Here is a 22,697-nt window from a genome sequence, read left to right on the forward strand (position 1 = left end):
GTTTATCTTTTTATGTGACTAGAAATCATCATCGGGTGCAAACTAATGTCTGATAATAATCAATGCGTCATCGTAGGTATTGCTGGCGCTTCTGCTTCTGGAAAAAGTCTGATCGCGAGCACTATTTATAATGAGCTTCGCGCGAAAGTAGGCGATCATCAAATCGGTGTCATCACGGAAGATTGCTACTACAACGACCAAAGCCACCTAAGCATGGAAGAGCGAGTAAAGACGAACTACGATCACCCGAGTGCGTTGGACCACGACCTACTGTGTGAGCACCTAGAAAAATTGGTACGTGGTGAAGCAGTAGAAGTGCCTGAGTACAGCTACACTGAGCACACAAGAACAATTAACACCACCACAATGACACCTAAAAAGGTGATCATTCTAGAAGGTATCCTTCTTCTTACAGACCCTCGTCTTCGTGATTTGATGCATGCGACAGTATTTATGGACACACCGTTAGATATTTGCTTGCTTCGCCGTGTTAAGCGTGATGTGGAAGAGCGAGGCCGAACTATGGAGTCTGTTCTTAAGCAATACCAACAAACAGTACGTCCGATGTTCATGCAGTTTATCGAACCTTCTAAGCAATATGCGGACATTATTGTTCCTCGCGGTGGTAAAAACCGTATCGCAATTGATGTATTAAAAGCTCACATTGCAAGACTTTTGAAAGCTTAAGCCTATAGACGGCTATATCGCTTTATTTTTAGGAGAAGAAGTGGCACCTTAAGTGCCACTTCTTTTTTTGTTTTTAAATTAGTCAGTTGCAGGTTAAAACCAGACACTTTTCACGCTTTGTGGAACTGTCAGCGGCAAATGGAGTCTGCGCTTATAATTGTAAAAACACTCGAGCAAGGAAAAACAAATGAAGAAACTGCTCTTAATTCTAGCAATACCGATTGTGGTCATTTTGGTCGCAATTTTAGCGTTAACCATCTTCGTCAATCCGAATCAGTTTAAACCCCTTATTGTTGAGCAAGCGCAAAAGCAAACGGGATTAGAGTTGGTGATTGAAGGGGATATCAGTTGGCAATTTTTCCCATCAATTGGCTTTGAGTTGGGACATACAGAATTGCGAAACCCACAAGGCTTTAGTAAACCCAATTTATTCAAAGTTGATACCGTTGGTGTAGACATCTCTGTTATGCCACTTTTTAGTCAACAGCTTGAAATTGGAAACGTCACGCTTGATGGTGCTGAGTTCTACATTGAAACCAAGAAAGATGGCAGCAAGAATATTGATGCATTGACGAAAGCCCAAACACAACAAGCAGAACAAGAGAACAATGCTGCGCCTACGCAAAATGGTGAAACGCAAACTTCTGGTTCTGATTGGAGTATTAATCTTGCTGGCGTTACGGTTTCTAACGGTTCATTAGAAATGCAGGATAAGCAAGCCGGTAGTTACACCAAACTTTATGATATTTCATTAAACCTTTCCGAATTCGCTTTTGACAACTGGACAACGGCTGATTTTGGCGTGAAGGGCGAAATGAACGACCAAAAGTTCACCGCGAAAGGTCAGGCAGACTTTAAGCTAGAAAAAGGTTTGGCAAACTACGCGCTAAAGAACATCAACTTTGATGCGACATACTCTGACCCTGCCAATAAAATTGAATCGGCAACGATCGGTTTAGACACGTTTGAATTCGATAAAGTAAATAACCTGACTTATGCCATTAAGGGTGACGCTGGTGGTATGAAGTTAGATATGCAGGGTGCTGGTCAACTTAGCGTGGACAAGGCTATCAGCAAAGTACAGTTGGATAAGTTAACTCTTAAATCGACTTTTGAGGGTGATGCCTTACCTCAGTCCCCGATGAAAGTCGACATGGTGTCTGATCTGTCTTTCGACCTAACGAAAAACCATCTGAGTTTTGTTCTAGAGAAGTTAACAGCGAATGCTATCGCCCTAGATGGTAAGGCAGATGTGACACTCGGTGATATTCCTAAAGTACGCTTTGCTCTCCATAGCCCCAATATCGATCTTGATGAGTTCTTAGGGTTAGATAAGCAAGCTGCCGAAGGTAATAAGCCTGCTTCTGGTGGCGAGAGTGCTCCTGCCGGACCTGAGGTTGAGCCTGATTTGTCTGCGTTGAAAGCGTTAGATGTAAAGGGTGACATTACCATCGACAAATTCAAAGCGGCAAATGCGAAGATGGAAGCGGTAAAAACGAGCTTCACTGTAAATCGTGGCGTGTTTGAGCTTACATCATTTAGTTCGAAGTTGTACCAAGGCTCAATCTCAGCGACAGCGAAGTTAGATGCCCGCCAATCACCAGCGACTTACAGCGTTAAAAAGTCAATCAAAGGCGTGAAAGTTCAACCGCTACTTATAGACGTTGCTGAGAACGACAAACTTGAAGGGACAGGTAACATTGATGTGAATGTTACAGGTAAGAGTCTAACGCCTACCGGTATCAAGAAGAATCTATCTGGTACGGTTGTTATCAATTTTGCTGACGGTGCGGTGAATGGCATCAACGTTGCTCAGTTGATTCGTGAAAACTATGCGAAATTTAAAGGGCAAAAAGTTGAAGGCACCAATGAAGCTAAGAAAACAGACTTCAGTGCGATGACGGCGACATTGAAACTCAATAAAGGTGTCGTATCAACGGATAATATGCAAGCTCAGTCTCCATTGTTACGTGTTCGTGGTAAAGGTACCGCAAACTACATCAATGAAACAGTCGACTTTACTATCAGCACGTCAGTTGTAGGCAGCCTAGAAGGCCAGGGCGGTAAAGATATAGATGAGCTGAAAGACATCACGATTCCAATCAATGTGTCTGGTAAGTGGGCAGATCCTAAATTCAAGCTCGTATTCGATGATGTTCTGAAGCAGAAAGCTCAAAAAGAAATCGATCGTGGCGTGGAGAAGCTAACGGACAAAATCAAAGACGAGAAAACCAAAGATGCGGTCGATGGTTTATTGAAGAATCTTTTCAACTAACCGTGCGTGAAAATCAAAAGGGTTGGCATTTTGCCAACCCTTTTTAAATTACTCTGCGAGTGTTACCAATCGACGCCTTTGAGGGCTTTTACGCCAGATTCAAATGCGTGCTTTACATTTTTCACTTCAGAAACGGTATCGGCCATTTCAATCAGGGTTCGATGTGCGCCACGCCCAGTAATAATAACCGACTGCATTTTAGGTCTGTTGCTCAGTGCTTCGACCACTTCGTCTAAGTCGATGTAGCCGTAGCTCACCATATAAGTTAGCTCGTCAAACAAGATGACATCGATAGAGTCGTCTTGCAGCATGCGCTTACATTCTTGCCATACGCCTTGCGCTGCTTCGGTATCAGCGGCTTTGTTTTGAGTTTCCCACGTAAAGCCGGTTGCCATTACTTGGAATTCAACGCCGAGTTTCTCAAGTAGGTTGCGCTCACCGTTGTCCCAAGTACCTTTAATAAACTGCGCGACAGCACAATTCAAACCATGACCCACTGCGCGTGCGATCGTACCGAATCCTGATGTCGATTTACCTTTACCATTTCCGGTAATGATCAGTAGCAGACCTTTTTCCTCTTGAGCAGCAGCGATTTTTGCGTCTACCTGTTCTTTGACTTTTTGTTGGCGAGCTTTATGGCGTGCTTCTTTATTTTCTTCGATAGACATAATACTTCCTCAATTCCTTTTCGTGCTGTGCCCAAGCTAATTTGGGTTCATTGATTTATCTCGCTATGATAGACCAACATATCGTGAAGAAAAACCACCGATAATTCAGGGAATAAAATGAAGAAAATACTTGTTGTTTGTATGGGAAACATTTGTCGGTCACCAACTGGAGAGGCAGTGTTAAGAGCGAAAGCTCAAAAGCTAGGCGTTGAAGTAGAGGTTGAGTCGGCAGGTACAATTGGCTACCACGCAGGAAACCGACCGGATTCAAGAGCGATGGCAACAGGAAAGCAGCGAGGTTATTCTTTTAAAGGAATGCAAGCGCGCCAAGTCACCATTGATGACTTTGAAAAGTTTGACCTTATATTAGCCGCAGATAAAGCAAATTTGGCCGATTTATTGGATATTTGTCCGTTGAAGTATCGACACAAAGTATCGTTATTTTTAAGTCATTCTGAGTCAGTTTACGACGAAGTCCCGGACCCATATTATGGTGGGGAAGATGGCTTTGAACTGGTGCTTGATTTAATCGAAGAGGCATCAGACGCAATTTTGAAGAAGCTATAATCACCGTGCTTGAAGACAATAGAAAAAGGGATGAGCTCAGCTCATCCCTTTTTATTCGTGTTAACCCGCTAGTATGTCGGTTGCGACTTTGTAGCTTGGGTCTTCCTTCACGTTAATTTCAACCAAGCTGCCAGCTTTGTCCAAAAGTTTACGACAATCTGGGCTTAGGTGACGAAGGTGTAGCGTTTTACCTTGAGCATTGTAACGCTCAGCCAGTGTTTCAATGGCTTCAATTGCAGAGTGATCAGTCACGCGAGAGTCTGCAAAATCGACAATCACATCTTTTGGATCTTCAGGCGCGTTAAACAACTCCAGGAAGTTAGCCGCAGAGCCAAAGAAAATAGGGCCGTGAATCTTGTACTCTTTTGAACCTTCCTCGTTTAAGCACGTGTCGGCATAGATGTGCTTAGCGTGTTGCCATGCAAACATTAATGCAGAAACGATAACACCAACCGCTACGGCAACAGCAAGGTCAGTAAGAACAGTAACAACGGTCACAAGAACAATAACGAAGAAGTCTTGCTTCGGTACGCGGCGTGCTAGCTTAAATGTTGCCCATTCGAATGTACCAATGACAACCATGAACATCACACCAACCAGAGCAGCGAGTGGGATCATTTCAATTAGCGAAGAAGCGAATAAGATAAACATCAATAGAGCGATAGCCGCAACGATACCAGATAGACGGCCGCGACCACCTGAGTTTACGTTGATCATCGACTGACCAATCATCGCACAACCACCCATTGCGCCAAACACAGAACACGTCATGTTTGCCATACCTTGACCGATACATTCGCGGTTAGATTGACCACGAGTGTTCGTCATCTCATCTAAAACTGTCAGCGTTAGCAGAGATTCAATTAGACCAATGGCCGCTAGAATGATCGCGTATGGAAGAATGATTTGTAGAGTTTCTAGCGTAAATGGCACCGCCGGAATAGAGAAGGTCGGCAGTGAACCTGCGAGTGTTGCCGCTTCATCACCAGACATTGTACGCAGGAAGTCAACAACAGTGCGAGTTTCCAGATCCAAACCAACCACTAAAGCAGTCACCGTTACGATTGCAACAAGTGAAGAGGGTACAGCCGTTGTGATTTTTGGTAGAAAGTGAATGATTGCCATAGTTAGCGCAACCAAACCAAGCATTAGTAGCATTTGGTCTTGTGGTAGCCAAGTAAGCATGCCGTTGATATCTGGCGCTTTAAACTGACCCAACTGAGCTAGGAAGATAACAATAGCCAGACCGTTCACAAAACCAATCATCACAGGGTGAGGCACGATACGGATGAACTTACCCAATTTAAACATACCAGCGGCAATTTGAAGTATACCAGCGAGCATGATGGCTGCGAATAGGTACTGGACACCGTGAGTCGCGACAAGCGAAACCATTACGACTGCCATGGCACCTGTTGCACCAGAGATCATGCCGGGACGACCACCGAAAATGGAAGTAATAAGACCAACGATGAATGCAGCGTAAAGACCGACCATCGGATCTACGCCTGCGACGAACGCAAATGCGACAGCTTCAGGAACCAATGCTAGCGCAACGGTTAAGCCTGATAGCACATCATTTTTTACGGAGTGCTTAGAAAATTGGGGAAATTCGAACATGTTTGTTTTTAAGTTCTCTTTGCAATGAGTTAAACCCGACACATATTCGTATTTGCACAAGCCACTGAGTGGTTGATTTCTAATCAAACATTGCAGTGTAAACCGTAGTATTAAAAGAGCAGCATCAGAATGGTGTCGAAAACTTGAGTCGGCGCATGCTACCGAAAAGTGTGATTAAGTTCAAGAATGATACGAATAATGGCGTACAAATGTGATCACGAATTGGTATTTATATGAACAATTTATTGGGCAAATATGAAGATAAAAAAGGCTACCAGATGGTAGCCTTTAATTTATTTATGCCGTTAAGCCGTTGAACGTAATGATTTAGCCTAGTTAAAGTTAGGCTTTGTCATCTCTGCTGATGCGCGGTTTTTAGCCACTTGGCTACCCGCACCTTTAGCTTGGTAACGTTCGGTTTTGAACGGTGCTGCTGCAACCGTGATTTCGCGTAGCTCTTGAGGGCCAGGTGCTTTCGTCATCGGTGCGCTAGCGTTTAGCTTAGCCGCAACTTTAATGGCTTCGACTTTAGGCTCTGATTTAGCTACTGGCGCTTCGGCTGCAATCTCTTTTGCTGCTTCAACCACAGGCTCTTCAGCAGGTGCCGTTTCTACAATGGCATCAACCGGTTCAGTCGCAGGAGTTTCAACGATAGGCTCTACCGAAGCTGTTTCTACTACTGCCGATTCAGTTTTTTCTGCGATTACTGCTTCCACAACAGGTGCTTCTACTACTGGAGCTTCCACTTTCGCTTCAACTGTTTCTTGAATCTTTGATTCAACAACTGGCGCTTCCGTTACAACAGGTTGCTCGCGGCGAATAATCACTTTACCCATAGCCATCTCTGGACAAGCAAAACCACCTTGCATTGTAGGTACTGCTGCTACTGTTTCTTCCTTAACTTGCTCTTCTTTCTTAGGTGCTGGTTTCGGAATGTAGCGTGGCATTACTTTACCCATAGCCATCTCAGGAGAAGCTACACCACCTTTACGCAGGCGGAACGGGTTAGGACGGCGATCGCGGCCACGGCGACGGCGTTGGCCGCTTGCACGCAGGTGACGTGGCGAACGACGGTTACGACGTTGCTTAGACTCTGCTTGCTTGTTGTCTTGTTGTGCTTCTACCGCTGCTTCTGTTGGCTTCTCAACTTTGGTTTCAACCGTTTCTTGAGTCTTAACCGCCGTTTCTTCTGCTTTCTTCTCAACCGCTTCTTGGTCTTTAACGCGTACAGACTTGTTCAGTTTGCGACGTTGGCGACGCTCCTTCACTTTTTCTGCTTTCGCGTTTTGTTGCTTTGGTTTGCTCTCTTCTGGTTTTGTTTCAGTTCGAGCTTCCGCCGCTAGCTGCAGGCCTTTTTCCGCTACTTTTGCATTTGCTTTTTGCTCTTGGGCTTTGTCTGCTTGTTGAGCTTTAGGCTTACGCTTTTGGTTGCGGTTTTGCTGTTTATTGGTTTGTTGTTGAGCTTCGTTTTGCTCATTCGCTTGCTCATCACGAGGCTTACGACGACGTCGGTTATCGCGATTGTCGCGGTTATCACGATTATCACGATTATCACGATTATCGCGCTGGTTGTTATTGCGACGACGATCGTTGCGATCACGCTTATTACGTCGATTATCGCGATTTGGTTTTTTCTCTTCCTGAGGTTTCTGTTCTTCTTTTGTTTCTTCAGAACCACCGAATAGGAAGCTACCAAGTGCTTTAAACAGACGGCTGAACAATCCAGGTTTCTCTTCTTGTTCAACGTTTTGTTCTTTCTTCTTCGCCTCAGGAGCTGGTTTAGCTGCTGGTGCAGGTGCGGTTTGAGACGGAGCAGCAAAGCCTTTAAGAACTGGCTCTTCAATTCGTTTTGGTTTTACGTCAACTTCCGCTGGCTCTTTACCTTCTGCTTCTTTCATTGCTTCCAGTTTCTTAGGAAGTAAGTAAGAAATCAGATCGAACTCTTCGCCTTCACGAACACGGATAACTTCAAAGTGCGGTGTTTCCATATCAGAGTTAGGAACAACCGTAATTTTCACTTCTTGAATGCGTTCGATATGGTTTACTGAACGACGTTTTTCGTTCAATAAGTAAGAGGCGATTGGCACAGGTACGACTGCAAGTACTTGTGCTGTATTGTCTTTTAGCGCTTCCTCTTCAATTAAACGAAGTACAGAAAGTGCTAGAGATTCGTTGTCGCGAACGACACCAGTTCCGCTACAGCGAGGACAGATGTGATGGCTTGCTTCTGCAAGAGAAGGGCTCAAGCGCTGGCGTGACATCTCCAACAAACCAAAGCGAGAAATACGACCGATTTGTACACGAGCGCGGTCAAGGCGAACGGCTTCACGTAGACGGTTTTCTACTTCTCGTTGGTGACGAACTGGGGTCATATCGATAAAGTCGATAACCACTAAGCCACCTAAGTCACGTAGACGCAATTGGCGAGCAATTTCGTCGGCTGCTTCTAGGTTCGTGTTTAGAGCTGTTTCTTCAATATCGCCGCCCTTGGTTGCACGAGCAGAGTTGATATCGATAGACGTTAGTGCTTCAGTCGGGTCAATAACAATAGAACCACCAGATGGCAGACGCACTTCACGTTGGAAAGCCGATTCAATTTGGCTTTCGATTTGGTAGTGGCTGAATAGTGGAACTTCGCCTTCATATTTCTTAACGCGGTTAAGGAAATCAGGGCGCACCAATTGAATGTGCTCTTTTGCACGTTCGTAGATGGTGTTGCTATCAATTAAGATTTCGCCAATATCACGACGCAAATAGTCACGGATTGCACGAACGATAACGTTACTTTCTTGGTGGATTAAGAATGGAGCAGGGTTAGAGTCCGCTGCACCTTTGATTGCACCCCAGTGGTTAAGTAGTACATTCAAATCCCACTCAAGCTCTTCAGCACTCTTGCCAACGCCAGCAGTACGTACGATTAGGCCCATGCCCTGAGGCAGTTCCAAAGTACTTAATGCGGCTTTTAGTTGAGTACGCTCGTCACCTTCGATTCGACGAGAAATACCGCCAGCACGAGGGTTGTTAGGCATCAGAACAAGGTAACTACCAGCAAGAGAAATGAAAGTAGTAAGAGCTGCGCCCTTGCTTCCTCGTTCTTCTTTTTCCACTTGAACGATAACTTCTTGGCCTTCCGTTAGCACTTCTTTGATGCTTGGACGACCTTGGTAGGTGTAACCTTCAGGGAAATATTCGCGGGCAATTTCTTTGAGAGGGAGGAAACCGTGACGCTCGGCGCCGTAATCAACAAATGCGGCTTCTAAGCTTGGTTCGATACGTGTGATACGTCCTTTGTAGATATTCGCTTTTTTAGATTCATGACCTGGACTCTCGATATCAAGATCGAAAAGTCGCTGGCCATCAACCAGAGCGACACGCAACTCTTCTTTTTGAGTTGCGTTAATTAACATTCTTTTCATTGAAAATTCTCGTTGTCTTTTCTTTTATATCTTTCTTGTCGACTTGCCACTGTTTTTTCGCTCTTTCACGGTGCCTGATCCCATGGCTTGTATTTTGCAGCCTCCCGGCTGGAAGGGGATGCTCTCGGGCACTTCAGTCATCACAAGCCTCTTGTGGTTTCTGTTGGAAACGTAGACTTGTGACCCGCTATTTGGGCGGTAGGTACTCAACGTGAATATGCGAGGAGTAGGGTGGCAAGAGTGTTGAATTCGATGTGTCTCACGCCAATGCTGCACTCGACCTTCAACGATCTACTCACATTGCTTGAGGATAAATGATTGGTAATGAATAAAATGTAACCAAACCTTCCTTAGCAGCTGTGAACTATAGCAGTGCGCGTGGCTATCAGCAATCTGCTTTCACGCAAACGATAGAAAATTTGCCGCTAAACTCAAAATTTCTAATTTATAACTGGCTGTTTCATAAGCAATTGAGATGTGCAAACTGTTCAGGACAGAAAACAAATTGAGAACTTGATTGAGAGTTTTAATAATTTAAACAAAAGCTTGGCGAAATTTAGACCAGTATGTGTCACCGAGTGTTTCTTTTACGACAAGAATAATGTGAAGTCGCACGAAATTGAGTTTACAATACGGCTCATGAACGAAATAAGAACAAAAGTCCAGTTCGTCGACATTGACGAAGATATGGCGGGTCAGCGCATTGATAATTTTTTGCGCAACCAATTAAAAGACATTCCTAAAAGCATGATTTATCGAATTGTGCGTAAGGGCGAAGTGCGCGTAAATAAAAAGCGTATAAAAGCAGAGTACAAGTTAAAAGCAGGCGATCTCGTTCGTATTCCACCGGTGACCGTCGAGAAAAAAGATGACGATGTCGCACCAAGTACGAAACTTAACAAAGTCGCTGAGTTGGAAAATATGATTATCTTCGAAGATGATCATATGTTGATTCTAAACAAACCATCTGGCACCGCTGTGCATGGTGGCAGTGGTTTAAAGTTTGGTGCGATTGAAGCGCTTAGGGCTCTGCGACCTCAAGCTCGCTTTCTTGAACTTGTGCATCGTATTGACCGTGATACTTCAGGGATTTTGCTGGTTGCTAAGAAGCGTTCTGCACTTCGTCACTTGCAAGCCCAGTTTCGTGAAAAGACAGTAAAGAAGTTTTACTTAGCTCTTGTCATGGGGCAATGGAAAAGCAGTTGTAAGGTTGTGAACGCGCCACTGCTCAAAAACGAAGTGAACAGTATTGTTCGTGTTAACCCTAATGGTAAGCCGTCAGAAACGCGTTTTAAGATTTTGGAAAAGTTCGAACAAGCTACATTGATTCAGGCGAGTCCGATTACTGGTCGAACTCACCAAATCCGAGTTCATACGCAATACACTGGTCACCCAATCGCTTGGGATGATCGCTACGGTGATCGCCGCTTTGATGCTTATACAGGTCAAGTTGGTTTAGATCGTTTGTTCCTACACGCGGCAAACATTAAGTTCCAACACCCATCAAATGATGAGTGGATGGAAATCAACGCACCGATGGAACCGAAACTAGAAAAAGTGTTGGCGGGTTTAAGAAACGCGTAACCATGTTTTCCTCGCGGATGCAAAAGGGAGCCACAGGCTCCCTTTTATCGTATTTGGGTTAAAGGACATCGAGTCCTTGAACATGCAATATATCAATCAAATCAATCAATGGTAGTCCGACAAGTGTGTTCGGGTCTTTACCAACTAATTTCGTAAACAAACAAACTCCCATGCCTTCGGCTTTAAAGCTGCCTGCGCAGTAAAAAGGTTCTTCCCTGTCGACGTAGCGTTCGATTTGTTCAAGCGTTAAATCTCTAAAGTGCACCTCGAAAGAATCAAAGCCGACTTCTGTATGGTTTGTGACGGTGTTATGTACTGCAAGACCAGTATAGAAAGTGATGACTTTTCCACTTTGAGCCAAAAGTTGATTTATCGCGTTATCTCTATTTAAAGGCTTGCCAACGATTTCACCATTAATGACACAAACTTGGTCACTGCCGATAACTAAACTTGCTGTATCCGTCTGGCAAGATATTGCTTTCTCTTGGGCCAGTCTCTGCACAAGTTCAGTTGGCGTTTCTTGGTCAAAAGGTGTTTCATCGCAATCAGGTGATAAACAAACGAATGGTAGTGAGAGCTTTTCAAGCAGTTGTTTACGAAAAGGGGAGGTTGAGGCTAAAACCAGTTGGTAATTTTTCATTTTGAATTACAATTCGTGGGAGCATTTCCAATAGGATAATCGATCAAAAATGATTCTGGCTAATGCTCTGTATGTTAAGCGTAAAAAAGTACAACTTTTTTGCCTTTTTCTTTGACTAATTTTGATTTGGAAGATAATATTCGCGCCCTATGCAAAAGGTAAAAATACCGCGAACGGTTGACCCAGCTAAAGCTGCACAGAAACGATTGGATTACGATGGCATCATCCAAGCTAGTCTTTTCAAGCGCTTAGTGGAAACAACTGAAGGCGTAAAACGCGACGCAGAAGTCTCATTGTCATTTGGGATGGATGAACAGCGACTCGTTGTTGTCTCTGGTAAAGCTAACATCGAAGTCGATTTAGAGTGTCAGCGTTGTAATGAGGTATTCGCACATGAGTGCGAAGTTGAATTCCTTTCTACTCCTTACTACGGTGAGAAAACAGAACAGGAAGCACCAGAAATTTATGATTTGGTAGATCTAAATGAATATGGTGAATTAGACCTCATACAACTTGTTGAAGACGAGTTCATCTTAGCATTACCTCAAATTGCGATGCACGATGAAGCGGATTGTAGCGTTGATTCAAATAACATGGTTTTTGGTGAGATTCCTGAAGAAATTGAGGAAGAAAAACCGAATCCATTCGACGTTTTGAAAAGTCTGAAAAAGTAATAGGTGTGGTAGCCGATTCTTCTTCAGGTTTTTAACCCAATAGTATAGGAGTAGGGTCAATGGCCGTACAGAAAAACCGTAAAACTCGTTCTAAGCGCGGTATGCGTCGTTCACACGATGCGCTAACTACAGCTGCTCTATCTGTAGACGCGACTTCTGGTGAAACTCACCTACGCCACAACGTAACTGCTGAAGGTTACTACCGTGGTCAAAAGGTTATCAACAAGTAAGGTTGAACCTTTGCAAAGTATTACCGTTGCACTTGATGCAATGGGCGGGGATTTCGGTCCACGCGTAACAGTGCCTGCCGCCGTGCAGGCACTGTCTCATTTCCCAGAGCTAAAAGTGATTCTTATTGGTGATCAATCTCTGATCACGTCTCAATTATCTCAACTCGGTACCTCGACCAGTTCCCGCTTGACTATTCTTCACAGCGAGAAAGTTATCTCGAACTCAGAAAAACCTTCATTGGCGTTACGTAATAGCCAAAATAGTTCTATGCGTATGGCTATCGATTTGGTTTCTGAGCAGAAAGCGGATGCTTGTGTTAGTGGTGGCAACACCGGTGCATTAATGGCACTATCGCGTTTCATTCTTAAGTTACTTCCTGGCATTGAACGTCCTGCTTTAGTTTCCGCTTTACCGACGATTACCGGAAAGCGTACTTGGATGCTAGATCTGGGGGCGAATGTATCGTGCGATGCTGATAGCTTGTTCCAATTTGCTGTAATGGGCAGTGCATTAGCTGAAGAACACTTGGGTCGTCCTCCTCGCGTTGCTGTACTCAATATTGGCGCAGAAGAGATTAAAGGTAACGATTTAGTCAAACGTTGCGCAGAAATGCTTTCTCAGACCGATGCGATTAACTTTGTCGGTTATATTGAAGGTAATCAAATTTTGCATGATGTTGCGGACGTCATTGTTTGTGATGGATTTGTCGGCAACGTATGCTTAAAAGCCAGTGAGGGAACAGCTCAACTTTTTATCGAAAAAATTAAAACCAGCATAATGGCATCAACGATAAAGGGTTGGATAGCTAGAAAGTTGTTTTCTAGGCTGTTTAATGAACTAAAAACACTGAACCCCGACCAGTATAACGGCGCAAGTTTGCTAGGATTGCGCGGCATTGTCATAAAAAGCCATGGAAGTGCGGATGTATCTGCGATTGTCAATGCACTTGGCGAGGCAGTACACGAGGTCAAACGACAAGTACCAAGCCGTATTAGCGATCGTTTGGAAGCGGTTTTACTCGAGAGGCATTATTAGTCTTCATGTATAGCAAAATTTTAGGTACTGGCAGCTACCTGCCATCTCAGGTGCGTACAAACGCAGATCTAGAGAAAATGGTAGATACAAGTGATGAGTGGATCGTTGCTCGCACGGGTATTAAAGAGCGTCGAATTGCTGCAGAAAACGAAACTGTAGCAGACATGGCATTCTACGCAGCTGAAAACGCTATCGATATGGCGGGTATTGATAAAAACGATATCGACCTGATTATCGTAGCCACAACGAGCAGTAGCCATACTTTCCCTTCATCTGCGTGTCAGGTGCAGGCAAAGCTTGGCATTAAAGGTTGTCCAGCTTTTGACTTAGCCGCTGCTTGTTCTGGTTTTGTGTACGCATTATCTGTTGCAGACCAACATATCAAATCTGGTATGTGCAAAAACGTACTTGTGATTGGTTCAGATGCTTTGTCTAAAACGTGTGATCCGACAGACCGTTCAACCATCATCCTATTTGGTGATGGTGCCGGAGCCGTTGTCGTAGGCGCTAGCCAAGAGCCTGGCATTATCTCTACCCACATATACTCGGATGGTCAATTCGGAGAGCTTCTAAGCCTACCTGTACCTGTGCGGGGGCAAGATGCGGATAAATGGCTTCATATGGCTGGGAACGAAGTATTCAAAGTCGCTGTCACTCAGCTATCGAAACTAGTAAAAGATACGCTTGAAGCCAACAACATGCATAAGTCTGAACTAGACTGGCTAGTGCCGCACCAAGCGAACTACCGCATTATTTCAGCGACAGCGAAGAAACTTTCGATGTCACTAGACCAAGTCGTGATTACACTTGATAAACACGGCAACACATCAGCTGCTACTGTGCCAACAGCACTAGATGAAGCGGTACGTGATGGTCGTATTAAACGCGGTCAAACTCTGCTTCTTGAAGCGTTTGGCGGCGGATTCACTTGGGGCTCGGCCCTTGTGAAGTTCTAAGTTTCACAAGAATTCAAAATTTAAGGTGCACTTGGTGCATCTTATTTCTTTTTACTTTGCTTAAAGGAAAACAACATGAGCAAGTTTGCTATCGTATTTCCAGGTCAAGGTTCTCAAGCTGTAGGTATGCTTGCAGAACTAGGCGAACAATATGACGTAGTAAAACAAACATTTGCAGAAGCATCTGACGCACTAGGTTACGATCTATGGGCGCTTGTTCAAAATGGACCTGCAGAAGATTTAAACGAGACTTTCCGTACTCAACCAGCTTTGCTAGCTTCATCTGTTGCAATCTGGCGTGTATGGCAGGAACTTGGCTTAGAGCAACCAGCAAACCTAGCCGGTCACAGCCTAGGTGAGTACTCAGCACTTGTATGTGCGGGTGTTATTGACTTTAAAGAAGCCATCAAGCTGGTTGAATTACGTGGTCAACTTATGCAAGAAGCAGTACCAGCTGGTACTGGCGCAATGTACGCGATTATCGGTTTGGCTGATGATGCGATTGCAAAAGCGTGTGAAGACGCAGCGCAAGGCGAAGTGGTCTCTCCAGTAAACTTTAACTCGCCTGGTCAAGTCGTTATCGCTGGTAGCAAAGACGCAGTAGAGCGAGCTGGTGCGCTATGTAAAGAAGCTGGTGCGAAGCGTGCGCTTCCTCTTCCTGTTTCAGTACCTTCACACTGTGCACTTATGAAGCCAGCAGCGGAAAAACTTGCTGTAGCTCTTGAGTCTATCGAATTTAACTCACCACAGCTGCCAGTTATCAACAACGTTGATGTGGTTGCTGAGACAGATCCTGCAAAAATCAAAGATGCGCTTGTTCGTCAGCTACATAGCCCAGTTCGTTGGACTGAAACAGTTGAACTGATGCACGAACAAGGCGTAGAAAATCTTCTTGAGCTTGGTCCTGGTAAAGTTTTAACAGGTCTAACAAAACGTATCGTGAAAACGCTAACTGCAGCAGCAGTGAATGATATCGCATCGCTAGACGCTGCGAAGTAATCCATCAAGCGATAAATTTGCGATAAGAAAAGGAAACACAACATGATGAATCTAGAAGGTAAGATCGCGCTAGTTACCGGCGCAAGCCGTGGTATTGGCCGCGCGATCGCGGAACTTCTTGTCGAGCGAGGTGCTACGGTTATCGGTACTGCTACTTCTGAAAGTGGTGCGGCTGCTATCAGCGAGTATCTTGGTGATAACGGTAAAGGCTTAGCGCTTAACGTGACTGATGTCGAGTCTATCGAAGCGACATTAAAAACGATCAACGAAGAATTTGGTGTGATCGATATTCTGGTGAATAACGCTGGTATTACTCGTGACAACCTATTGATGCGCATGAAAGATGATGAGTGGAACGACATCATCGATACCAACCTAACGCCTATCTACCGCATGTCTAAAGCGGTTTTACGCGGTATGATGAAAAAACGTGCGGGTCGTATCATCAACGTAGGCTCTGTTGTTGGTACCATGGGTAATGCTGGTCAAACTAACTACGCAGCAGCGAAAGCGGGCGTGATTGGTTTTACTAAATCAATGGCTCGTGAAGTTGCGTCTCGTGGTGTAACAGTGAACACTGTTGCTCCTGGTTTCATCGAAACTGACATGACTAAGGCGCTAAATGATGACCAACGTGCGGCAACTTTGTCGAACGTGCCAGCAGGTCGTTTAGGTGACCCACGTGAAATTGCATCAGCAGTAGTTTTCCTTGCTTCTCCTGAAGCAGCGTACATTACTGGTGAAACTTTGCATGTAAATGGTGGCATGTACATGGTTTAATGCGACAGTTTATGCAAAATAAGCTATTTTACATTGTGAAAAATAGCCTATAGTTGCAGTTAACTATCATGAACTTGTCATGCTTATGCGCAAGATTTGTGCATGATTTAAGTCAAAAATGTATTGAAATTCGGTTAAATTCGCTAATTTTGTGGTTTGACCAGCAAGGACCCCCTTGCAACTTTCAATAGTTCGAATAAACTACGGAATCATCGCATTAGGCGAAATCTGTAAAGGAAAAGAAAAATGAGCAACATCGAAGAACGCGTAAAGAAAATCATTGTTGAACAGCTAGGTGTAGACGAAGCAGAAGTTAAAAACGAAGCTTCTTTCGTTGACGATCTAGGTGCTGATTCTCTAGACACTGTAGAACTAGTTATGGCTCTAGAAGAGGAATTCGACACTGAGATTCCTGACGAAGAAGCTGAGAAGATCACTACTGTTCAAGCTGCAATCGACTACGTAAACAGCGCTCAGTAATTAGCTCTCCCAGGCGGTCTCCTAGACCGCCTGTGTTCTTTCTAACTTCTTCTATCCTCTCATAGAAATATTCAATTCCCGGAGAATTATATCGTGTCCAAGCGTCGTGTAGTTGTCACTGGCATGGGTATGTTGTCACCGGTAGGCAACACAGTAGAATCATCTTGGAAAGCCCTGCTAGAAGGTCAAAGTGGTATCGTAAATATCGAGCACTTTGATACTACGAACTTCTCAACTCGTTTTGCAGGTCTTGTTAAAGATTTCGATTGCACAGAGTACATGTCTAAAAAAGATGCTCGTAAGATGGACCTTTTCATCCAGTACGGCATTGCAGCGGGTATTCAAGCTCTTGATAACTCTGGCTTACAAATTACCGAAGAAAATGCGGCTCGAGTTGGTGTTGCTATCGGCTCAGGCATTGGCGGTCTTGACCTTATCGAAACTGGCCATACTGCATTAGTAGACAAAGGCCCTCGCAAAGTTAGCCCATTTTTTGTTCCTTCGACCATTGTAAACATGGTTGCAGGTAACCTATCTATCATGCGTGGTCTTCGTGGTCCAAATATCGCGATTTCTACCGCATGTACTACTGGCCTGCATAATATCGGCCATGCAGCACGTATGATTGCCTACGGCGATGCAGATGCGATGGTTGCTGGTGGTGCAGAAAAAGCTTCTACGCCTCTTGGCATGGCTGGCTTTGGTGCAGCTAAAGCGCTATCTACTCGTAATGAAGAGCCTCAAAAAGCGTCTCGCCCATGGGATAAAGGCCGTGATGGTTTTGTTCTAGGTGATGGTGCTGGCATGATGGTGCTTGAAGAGTACGAACACGCAAAAGCACGTGGCGCGAAGATTTACGCAGAACTGGTTGGTTTTGGTATGTCTGGTGATGCTTACCACATGACATCTCCAAGCGAAGACGGCTCTGGTGGTGCACTTGCGATGGAAGCGGCGATGCGTGACGCTAACATCACAGGTACTCAAGTAGGTTATGTGAATGCTCACGGTACTTCTACTCCAGCTGGTGATGTCGCAGAAATCAAAGGCGTGAAACGTGCTCTTGGTGAAGAAGGTGCGAAGCAAGTTCTTGTGTCTTCAACTAAGTCGATGACGGGTCACCTATTAGGTGCTGCTGGCTCTGTTGAAGCAATTATCACGGTTATGTCTTTGGTTGACCAAATTGTTCCGCCAACCATTAACCTTGATGATCCAGAAGAAGGTCTAGACATCGACCTTGTGCCGCATACAGCGCGCAAAGTTGAAGGTATGGAGTACGCTATCTGTAACTCGTTTGGCTTTGGTGGTACAAACGGTTCTTTGATCTTCAAGAAGTTCGCTGAGTAACACTATCTAACCTAATTTAGATAAGCGAAACTTGTATTCTAACGGCTCGATGCTTAGCATTGAGCCGTTTTGTTTTATTTGTTGTCTGCTAATTTGAAGGTACGTGAATGTTTTGGGTAAATGGAGTTCCGCAAACGCATGTAGAGCTAGGTGATCGCTCATTCCAATACGGTGATGGAGGCTTTACCACCATCCTGACCCAAAATGGAGAGTTGGTTTACTGGCAAGAACATACTGAGCGCATGAGTGCTTGCCTTGACGCTTTGAAGATCTCTTCACCTGACTGGAAAGTTGTGCATGATTGGGCAAGCAAAGCGGTTTTATCTGACGCACGAGCGGGGGTGAAGATTCACGTTAGCCGCGGTATTGGTGGGCGAGGGTATAGCCCTAATGGGATTGAAGGCCCTATCGTGACGATTTCCAATTTTGCGTTTCCTTCTCATTATTCATCTTGGCAAGAACAAGGTGTGGACTTGGGCGTTTGTAATACTCGTCTAGGGATTCAACCTTTACTTGCTGGACATAAGCATAACAACCGTTTAGAGCAGATTCTCGCCAAGGCTGAAATCGACAATACAGAGTTTGCAGATGCAATAACGTTAAATGTGCAAAACCATGTCATTGAAACTACAATGGCCAACCTTTTTTGGGTTAAAGGTAATAAAGTATTTACGCCGGAGCTGACCTTATCAGGCGTTACGGGCGTAATGCGTTGTAAGGTGCTTGAGTTACTTAAAGTAAGTCATATTGAAGTCATCGAGGGGCGTTTTATACTTCCAGATTTGCTGAGTGCTGACGAGGCTTTCATGTGTAACTCAATATTAGGTGTCGCACCTATTAGCAGCATAGTGACATCGAACTCTAAGACTATATTTCCGATAGGAAAATTGACTCAACGACTGCAAGGGAATTTAACTACGTGATTAAAAAACTGTTGGCTTTTGTTGTGCTGATCGCAGTGATAGGCGCAGCAGCTGTTTTTTATATAATTTCACAGGCTAAACAATACGTTGAAAAGCCTATTCTATTGGAACAACCTCAGCTGTTTACTGTAGAAAGTGGTACAAGCTTTCATCATGTCATGCGCGCCTTAGTTGAAGATGAGGTGATTGAAACATCGGAGTACATCCGTTTAATTCCTCACTTATATCCAGAATTGTTGCAGGTGCGAGCGGGTACTTACCAACTTGAGCCTGGTATGTCGCTTTCGCAAACATTGGAGCATCTGAATACTGGAAAAGAATACCAGTTTGCGATCACTTTTGTTGAAGGCAGCCGCTTTTCTGAATGGGTAGATCAACTAAAAAGTGCTCCTTATTTAAAGCATGATTTAACCGATCTTTCAGAAAAAGAAATGGCTGCGAAGCTCGGAATTGAGAGAGAAAAGCTAGAAGGGTTGTTTTTAGCAGAAACCTACCATTACACAGCGGGTGCGAGTGAAAGCCAGTTATTAAAACGAGCGCATCGAAAACTCAATAAAATACTGGATGCTAGCTGGGAAGCTCGTCAAGAAAAGCTGCCATTACAGGACAAATATGAAGCCTTGATTCTCGCGTCTATCATCGAGAAAGAGACGGCTATTGATTCTGAGCGTGAGCGCGTCGCTTCTGTGTTTATCAACCGATTGAACAAACGCATGCGGTTACAAACTGATCCGACAGTTATTTATGGTATGGGTGACGCCTACGATGGCAACATTCGTAAGAAAGATTTGCGTACGCCGACACCATATAACACCTATACCATCAATGGTTTGCCACCAACACCGATTGCGATGGCTGGTAAAGCTTCCATTGAAGCGGCTTTGAATCCAGAAAGCAGCAACTATTTATATTTTGTAGCAAGTGGAAAGGGCGGACATGTATTTTCGAAATCCCTTGCTGAGCACAACCGTGCTGTTCGTGCCTATTTAAGAGAACTAAGAAAGAACAAATGATGAAAGCAAACTTTATTGTCGTTGAAGGCCTAGAAGGCGCGGGTAAAAGCACTGCGATTAAAACCGTTTTAGATACGCTAAAAGCGGCCGGTATTGAGGATATCGTAAATACCCGTGAGCCAGGAGGCACACCGCTAGCAGAAAAAATGCGCGCTCTGGTGAAAGAAGAGCACGAAGGCGAAGAACTTAAGGACATGACGGAGTTGCTTCTTCTGTACGCTGCACGTGTTCAGTTGGTTGAGAACGTGATCAAACCAGCTTTGGAAAACGGTCAGTGGGTGGTTGGTGACCGACACGATATGTCGTCGCAAGCTTATCAAGGTGGTGGCCGTCAGATTGACGCATCGTTAATGAAAAATCTCCGGGATACAACGCTTGGTGATTTTAAACCTGCTCTCACTCTCTATATGGATATTGACCCTCGTGTTGGGCTTGAGCGTGCACGTGGGCGTGGTGAGTTAGATCGTATAGAGAAGATGGATATTAGTTTCTTCGAGCGTACACGTGAGCGTTATTTGGAGATTGCTCATGCCGATCCTTCCATCGTTATCATTAACGCAGAACAGACGATTGAAGGCGTGTCGCGTGATATTCGGGACGCTCTAAACGAGTGGCTAGCTCGTCAATAAGTGAAACGTAAATTTAGGTGACTCATGTTAAATGATTATCCATGGCTACAGCCAATATGGGATAACCTCAAAGTAGGGTTAGAGTCGGACAGAATACCAGGTGCGCTTTTATTACAAAGCGAGCAGGGCTTGGGCATCGAAAAACTTATCGAGTTTTTTAGCCAAGCACTTCTTTGCCAAAATTACGCGAGTGAAGCATGCGGTTTTTGTCATAGCTGCCAGCTAAATCAATCTCAAAACCACCCTGATTTACACTGGATCAAGCCAGAGAAAGAAGGAAAGGCGATAACGGTGGACCAAATTCGCGCTTGTAACCGTCTTGCTCAGGAATCATCTCAGCTTAATGGTTACCGCCTATTTGTAATAGAACCGGCGGACTCTATGAACGAGTCGGCATCGAATGCGCTGTTAAAGACGCTAGAAGAGCCTGGGGCAAAGTGCTTGTTTTTGCTCGTTACCCACAATCAGGAGCGTCTGCTCCCAACGATTCGTAGCCGTTGCCAACACTGGGTTGTTGCGCCTCCGTCAGCGGAACAAGCGATGCAATGGATGCACGAACAAGGGGCGAAGCAAGTTCCTGCTTATGCCTTAAAACTGAATATGGGCTCTCCAATAAAAACATTGGATGCGTTAAATAATGGTGAGCTCGAAGCTTACTTGGCTTTTGAACGCAGTTTTATTAAGGCAATGTCTTCGCCTGTTTCAGACGTTTCTGAGTGTGCTTCTTTAATCGCTAAACACTCAGAGCAATCACTAGACTGGGCATGGTATTTACTGACAGATGCTCAGAAAGCGCAGTTTGGTGTATCAGAAGCTCAAATGCTTCCGGGCGCGACAAAGTTTCAACCGGACAACTATAACGGTTTGTACTCATCAGCGAAGGCGCTGATGAACCTGAAAGCTCAGGTGCAAGCCTTTCCTGGCCTGAACCTTGAGCTACTATCAATGAATTGGTTAATTGAATCACGAGAGGCATTATGTTCGTAGATTCTCATTGTCATTTAGACAAATTGAATTACGACGATCTCCACATCAATGTGGAAGACGTTATTAACAAAGCTAAACAAGCAAACGTAACTGAGCTACTTTCTGTTGGAGTAACGCTGGATTCTTTCCCGAAAATGATGGAAATGATCGAGCCTTATGACAATGTTTATGCTTCGTGCGGTGTGCATCCACTTGATGTTGAAAGCGACTTTTCGATGGACGTATTGCGCCACCATGCGTCGAATGCAAAAGTCGTCGCTATTGGCGAAACGGGTTTAGATTATCATTACAAGCCCGAAACGGCCGCGTTACAGAAAGAGCGCTTTGAGCAACACGTTGATCTTGCAGTGGAGCTCAACAAACCTTTAATTGTCCATACCAGAAACGCACGTGCGGATACTCTTGATATTTTGCGTAAGGGTGGGGCAGAGAAATGTGGTGGTGTTATCCACTGTTTTACAGAAGATCTTCCATTTGCTGAAGCTGCACTGGAGCTGGGGTTTTATATTTCTATCTCGGGGATTGTTACTTTCCGTCAAGCTACAGAGTTAAAAGAAGTGGTGAAGACTCTACCTTTAGAGAAGCTTCTTATTGAGACAGATTCTCCTTACTTGGCTCCTGTCCCTCATCGTGGCAAAGAGAATCAACCCGCTTATGTTGTCGAAGTCGCTTCTTATATTGCGCAACTCAAATCGTGCTCTCTTTCTGAAGTGGCACAAAAAACCACCGAAAACTTCCGAAATCTTTTTTTGCGATGAAAAAATAATAAGAGCATAAAAAAGGAGCTTAGGCTCCTTTTTTGTTGATAAAAACAACAGATACGCTCACGAGTTTAATGTTTACTAAAAATGTTGATTTAATAACATTCAAAAATCACAAATGTAATTTTGTTACTAAAAATAACATTGAGGCGTATTTTATTTACGCCTTAAAATTAATTATATAAATAATTAATTCTTTATAAAACAGTAATATAAGTGCAATGCAAACCTTTTCATCGGCTGTTTTTGGGTGTGATCCAAGACTTGTTTTGAAACTAAATTTCGTAACTGTGTGGAAAGTTTGAGGGTCATCAATATATATTTAGAGCCGGAAAATATAATGCAGTTGTGGTTACATTTTCATTGGGTGCTAACCTTTAGGCTACGGGGGTGTGCCGTTAGTGCCCAAATAATACTTATAAATTTAT

At 44.3% G+C, this 22,697-nt stretch carries 21 protein-coding genes; 17 read left to right on the top strand and 4 right to left on the bottom strand.

Translation table 11 applies throughout. The features are described from left to right. Positions 1–45 precede the first annotated feature (45 nt). Together udk and NL626_RS10915 are read left to right on the top strand one after the other, a co-directional pair. Positions 46–687, top strand: coding sequence for a uridine kinase (gene udk / locus NL626_RS10910; RefSeq protein ID WP_005380833.1), 642 nt, complete (start codon positions 46–48; stop codon positions 685–687). 187 nt (positions 688–874) lie between these two features. Beyond that, entirely contained in the window at positions 875–2,962 is a 2,088-nt protein-coding gene (locus NL626_RS10915) for an AsmA family protein (RefSeq protein ID WP_253657338.1), read from the top strand. A gap of 62 nt (positions 2,963–3,024) precedes the next feature. On the opposite strand, the gene cobO is transcribed toward NL626_RS10915, so the two are convergent. Further along, complete coding sequence (gene cobO / locus NL626_RS10920) at positions 3,025–3,630, bottom strand: cob(I)yrinic acid a,c-diamide adenosyltransferase (RefSeq protein WP_005380837.1); 606 nt, start codon at positions 3,628–3,630, stop codon at positions 3,025–3,027. A 117-nt stretch (positions 3,631–3,747) separates the two neighbouring features. On the opposite strand from cobO, the gene NL626_RS10925 reads away from it, so the two are divergent. Continuing rightward, positions 3,748–4,197 (top strand): low molecular weight protein-tyrosine-phosphatase, encoded by a 450-nt coding sequence (locus tag NL626_RS10925; RefSeq protein ID WP_253657339.1) that lies wholly within the window; start codon positions 3,748–3,750, stop codon positions 4,195–4,197. A 60-nt stretch (positions 4,198–4,257) separates the two neighbouring features. Here NL626_RS10925 and NL626_RS10930 read toward each other — a convergent pair whose 3' ends face one another. Continuing rightward, entirely contained in the window at positions 4,258–5,817 is a 1,560-nt protein-coding gene (locus NL626_RS10930; RefSeq protein ID WP_005380840.1) for a SulP family inorganic anion transporter, read from the bottom strand. Between the two features lie 332 nt (positions 5,818–6,149). After that, complete coding sequence (gene rne / locus NL626_RS10935; protein ID WP_253657340.1) at positions 6,150–9,233, bottom strand: ribonuclease E; 3,084 nt, start codon at positions 9,231–9,233, stop codon at positions 6,150–6,152. A 639-nt stretch (positions 9,234–9,872) separates the two neighbouring features. On the opposite strand from rne, the gene rluC reads away from it, so the two are divergent. Next, a complete protein-coding gene (gene rluC / locus NL626_RS10940; RefSeq protein ID WP_021033985.1) occupies positions 9,873–10,817 on the top strand; it encodes a 23S rRNA pseudouridine(955/2504/2580) synthase RluC in 945 nt (314 codons plus the stop codon). Positions 10,818–10,875: 58 nt separating this feature from the next. Here rluC and NL626_RS10945 read toward each other — a convergent pair whose 3' ends face one another. After that, complete coding sequence (locus NL626_RS10945) at positions 10,876–11,457, bottom strand: nucleoside triphosphate pyrophosphatase (protein ID WP_253657341.1); 582 nt, start codon at positions 11,455–11,457, stop codon at positions 10,876–10,878. Positions 11,458–11,606: 149 nt separating this feature from the next. Between NL626_RS10945 and yceD the strand changes: the two genes are divergently transcribed. The 13 genes from yceD (at position 11,607) to NL626_RS11010 (ending at position 22,266) form a co-directional block, all read left to right on the top strand. After that, positions 11,607–12,131, top strand: coding sequence for a 23S rRNA accumulation protein YceD (gene yceD, locus NL626_RS10950; protein WP_213901622.1), 525 nt, complete (start codon positions 11,607–11,609; stop codon positions 12,129–12,131). 59 nt (positions 12,132–12,190) lie between these two features. After that, on the top strand, positions 12,191–12,361 hold the full coding sequence (gene rpmF / locus NL626_RS10955; RefSeq protein ID WP_005396978.1) for a 50S ribosomal protein L32: 171 nt from the start codon (positions 12,191–12,193) through the stop codon (positions 12,359–12,361). A gap of 10 nt (positions 12,362–12,371) precedes the next feature. After that, positions 12,372–13,397, top strand: a complete 1,026-nt coding sequence (gene plsX / locus NL626_RS10960; RefSeq protein ID WP_017633846.1) for a phosphate acyltransferase PlsX — start codon at positions 12,372–12,374, stop codon at positions 13,395–13,397. Positions 13,398–13,402: 5 nt separating this feature from the next. Then, positions 13,403–14,353 (top strand): beta-ketoacyl-ACP synthase III, encoded by a 951-nt coding sequence (locus NL626_RS10965; protein ID WP_017821385.1) that lies wholly within the window; start codon positions 13,403–13,405, stop codon positions 14,351–14,353. Positions 14,354–14,428: 75 nt separating this feature from the next. After that, positions 14,429–15,352, top strand: a complete 924-nt coding sequence (gene fabD / locus NL626_RS10970; RefSeq protein ID WP_005387313.1) for an ACP S-malonyltransferase — start codon at positions 14,429–14,431, stop codon at positions 15,350–15,352. A 45-nt stretch (positions 15,353–15,397) separates the two neighbouring features. Continuing rightward, positions 15,398–16,132, top strand: coding sequence for a 3-oxoacyl-ACP reductase FabG (fabG, locus tag NL626_RS10975; RefSeq protein WP_031781117.1), 735 nt, complete (start codon positions 15,398–15,400; stop codon positions 16,130–16,132). A 246-nt stretch (positions 16,133–16,378) separates the two neighbouring features. Next, entirely contained in the window at positions 16,379–16,612 is a 234-nt protein-coding gene (gene acpP / locus NL626_RS10980; protein WP_004406112.1) for an acyl carrier protein, read from the top strand. A gap of 93 nt (positions 16,613–16,705) precedes the next feature. After that, a complete protein-coding gene (gene fabF / locus NL626_RS10985) occupies positions 16,706–17,956 on the top strand; it encodes a beta-ketoacyl-ACP synthase II (protein WP_005372948.1) in 1,251 nt (416 codons plus the stop codon). Positions 17,957–18,063: 107 nt separating this feature from the next. Further along, positions 18,064–18,879, top strand: a complete 816-nt coding sequence (gene pabC, locus NL626_RS10990) for an aminodeoxychorismate lyase (RefSeq protein WP_253657342.1) — start codon at positions 18,064–18,066, stop codon at positions 18,877–18,879. Continuing rightward, on the top strand, positions 18,876–19,892 hold the full coding sequence (gene mltG, locus NL626_RS10995; RefSeq protein WP_005387347.1) for an endolytic transglycosylase MltG: 1,017 nt from the start codon (positions 18,876–18,878) through the stop codon (positions 19,890–19,892). The genes pabC and mltG overlap by 4 nt, the downstream gene beginning before the upstream one ends. Further along, on the top strand, positions 19,889–20,521 hold the full coding sequence (gene tmk, locus NL626_RS11000) for a dTMP kinase (RefSeq protein ID WP_005387350.1): 633 nt from the start codon (positions 19,889–19,891) through the stop codon (positions 20,519–20,521). The genes mltG and tmk overlap by 4 nt, the downstream gene beginning before the upstream one ends. A gap of 24 nt (positions 20,522–20,545) precedes the next feature. After that, entirely contained in the window at positions 20,546–21,508 is a 963-nt protein-coding gene (locus tag NL626_RS11005) for a DNA polymerase III subunit delta' (protein ID WP_054729226.1), read from the top strand. Next, on the top strand, positions 21,499–22,266 hold the full coding sequence (locus NL626_RS11010; RefSeq protein WP_253657343.1) for a TatD family hydrolase: 768 nt from the start codon (positions 21,499–21,501) through the stop codon (positions 22,264–22,266). Before NL626_RS11005 ends, NL626_RS11010 begins: the two co-directional genes overlap by 10 nt. The last annotated feature ends 431 nt before the right edge of the window (positions 22,267–22,697 follow it).

Origin of the sequence: Vibrio sp. Y58_MX_L22, from assembly GCF_024181865.1 — a bacterium.
GTDB classification, from domain to species: Bacteria; Pseudomonadota; Gammaproteobacteria; order Enterobacterales; family Vibrionaceae; genus Vibrio; species Vibrio alginolyticus.

What these genes read in the sequence shown, in the direction of transcription:
- acpP (WP_004406112.1), top strand. Translation starts at nt 16,379, where the DNA reads ATGAGCAACATCGAAGAACGCGTAAAGAAAATCATTGTTGAACAGCTA.
- rne (WP_253657340.1), bottom strand. Translation starts at nt 9,233, where the DNA reads ATGAAAAGAATGTTAATTAACGCAACTCAAAAAGAAGAGTTGCGTGTC.
- cobO (WP_005380837.1), bottom strand. Translation starts at nt 3,630, where the DNA reads ATGTCTATCGAAGAAAATAAAGAAGCACGCCATAAAGCTCGCCAACAA.
- yceD (WP_213901622.1), top strand. Translation starts at nt 11,607, where the DNA reads ATGCAAAAGGTAAAAATACCGCGAACGGTTGACCCAGCTAAAGCTGCA.
- tmk (WP_005387350.1), top strand. Translation starts at nt 19,889, where the DNA reads ATGATGAAAGCAAACTTTATTGTCGTTGAAGGCCTAGAAGGCGCGGGT.
- NL626_RS11010 (WP_253657343.1), top strand. Translation starts at nt 21,499, where the DNA reads ATGTTCGTAGATTCTCATTGTCATTTAGACAAATTGAATTACGACGAT.
- NL626_RS10945 (WP_253657341.1), bottom strand. Translation starts at nt 11,457, where the DNA reads ATGAAAAATTACCAACTGGTTTTAGCCTCAACCTCCCCTTTTCGTAAA.
- udk (WP_005380833.1), top strand. Translation starts at nt 46, where the DNA reads ATGTCTGATAATAATCAATGCGTCATCGTAGGTATTGCTGGCGCTTCT.
- fabG (WP_031781117.1), top strand. Translation starts at nt 15,398, where the DNA reads ATGAATCTAGAAGGTAAGATCGCGCTAGTTACCGGCGCAAGCCGTGGT.
- NL626_RS10915 (WP_253657338.1), top strand. Translation starts at nt 875, where the DNA reads ATGAAGAAACTGCTCTTAATTCTAGCAATACCGATTGTGGTCATTTTG.
- NL626_RS10930 (WP_005380840.1), bottom strand. Translation starts at nt 5,817, where the DNA reads ATGTTCGAATTTCCCCAATTTTCTAAGCACTCCGTAAAAAATGATGTG.
- pabC (WP_253657342.1), top strand. Translation starts at nt 18,064, where the DNA reads ATGTTTTGGGTAAATGGAGTTCCGCAAACGCATGTAGAGCTAGGTGAT.
- NL626_RS11005 (WP_054729226.1), top strand. Translation starts at nt 20,546, where the DNA reads ATGTTAAATGATTATCCATGGCTACAGCCAATATGGGATAACCTCAAA.
- rluC (WP_021033985.1), top strand. Translation starts at nt 9,873, where the DNA reads ATGAACGAAATAAGAACAAAAGTCCAGTTCGTCGACATTGACGAAGAT.
- NL626_RS10965 (WP_017821385.1), top strand. Translation starts at nt 13,403, where the DNA reads ATGTATAGCAAAATTTTAGGTACTGGCAGCTACCTGCCATCTCAGGTG.
- NL626_RS10925 (WP_253657339.1), top strand. Translation starts at nt 3,748, where the DNA reads ATGAAGAAAATACTTGTTGTTTGTATGGGAAACATTTGTCGGTCACCA.
- rpmF (WP_005396978.1), top strand. Translation starts at nt 12,191, where the DNA reads ATGGCCGTACAGAAAAACCGTAAAACTCGTTCTAAGCGCGGTATGCGT.
- fabD (WP_005387313.1), top strand. Translation starts at nt 14,429, where the DNA reads ATGAGCAAGTTTGCTATCGTATTTCCAGGTCAAGGTTCTCAAGCTGTA.